At 70.7% G+C, this 1,432-nt stretch carries 1 protein-coding gene; it reads left to right on the forward strand.

All coding sequences use genetic code 11. The annotated features are described in order from the left end of the window. The coding region (locus G3573_RS21460) for a pectate lyase (RefSeq protein ID WP_163263658.1) at positions 1 to 1,304 on the forward strand (1,304 nt) is incomplete at its 5' end. Between the last annotated feature and the right edge of the window lie 128 nt (positions 1,305 to 1,432).

The raw sequence follows: 1,432 nt of genomic DNA on the forward strand, positions 1-1,432 counted from the left end.
CTGGCGGCGTTCCCGCCGCCGCGCCGCAGGCGGCGCCCGCTGCGACTCAACCGGCCTTCCCGGGCGCCCTGGGTTGGGCGGCGCAGACGCCGGGCGGACGCGGCGGACGGATCATCAAGGTGACCACCCTGGCCGGCGACGGCCCGGGCTCGCTGCGCGCGGCGATCGAGGCCAAGGGCCCGCGCATCGTCGTGTTCGAGGTGGGCGGGGTGATCGACCTGGGCCGCAAGACCCTGAAAATCTCCGACCCGTTCATCACCATCGCCGGCCAGACCGCCCCCTCGCCGGGGATCACGGTCATTCGCGGCGGCATGGACATCAACGCCCACGACGTAATCGTCCAGCACATCCGCATCCGCCCGGGCAGCGCCGAACAGGGCTGGATGAGCGGCTGGGACGAGGACAGCATCTCCACCGGCGGGGCCTACAACGTCATCGTCGACCACTGCACCCTGACCTGGGCCACCGACGAGAACCTGTCGGCCTCGGGCCCGCGCTTCACCGGCTCGACCCCGGACGACTGGCGCGCCGGCACCAGCCACGCCATCACCTTCTCGAACAACATCATTGGCGAGGGGCTGGCCTATTCCTCCCACGCCAAGGGCGAGCACTCCAAGGGCAGCCTGATCCACGACAACGTCTCGGACCTGCTGATCGTCGGCAACCTCTACGCCCACAACTACGAGCGTAACCCGCTGTTCAAGGGCGGGGTGCACGGGGTGATCGCCAACAACCTGATCTACGATCCGGGCCAGCGCGCCATCCACTACAACCTGGCGCCGGAGGAGTGGCAGGACCACGCCTACGAGGTCGGCAAGATGACTGCGGTCGGCAACGTGCTGCGCGCCGGCCCGTCGACCCCGACCGACCGGCTGGCCTTCCTGATGATCGGCGGCTCCGGCGACCTCGAGTACTACGGCAAGGACAACATCGCCGTGGACCAGGTCGGCGACCCGCTGCGCATGTTCGGCAGCTACACGACCTCGACCGCCAAGATCATCCAGGCGAAGAAGCCGCCGGTGTGGTGGGACGGGCTGAACCCGATGCCGGCCACCGACGTGCAGGTCTCGGTGCTGCGCAACGCCGGGGCCCGGCCGTGGGACCGCGACATGTACGACGTGCTGCTGATCGCCGAGGTGGCCGAAGGCCGCGGCCAGATCATCGACCACGAGAAGCAGGTCGGCGGCTATCCGGTGCAGGTGCCGACCTACAAGCCGTTCAACGCCGACGACTGGAACCTGGGCGACATGACCCCCAAGCGGCCCGAGGTCCTGGACCGTCCGGCCGTGCGGAAGGGCACGTGAGCCGGTTCGACCGGCGCGCCGTCCTGCTGGGCGGCGCGTCGCTGGCCCTGGCCGCCGGAGTCGGCCCGGCTTGGGCGCAGGCGCCCCTGGCGACGGCCTTCCCCGGCGCGCTCGGCTGGGCCGCGCGC

The sequence above is a fragment of the Caulobacter sp. 17J65-9 genome (genome assembly GCF_010975005.1).
Taxonomy (GTDB): domain Bacteria; phylum Pseudomonadota; class Alphaproteobacteria; order Caulobacterales; family Caulobacteraceae; genus 17J80-11.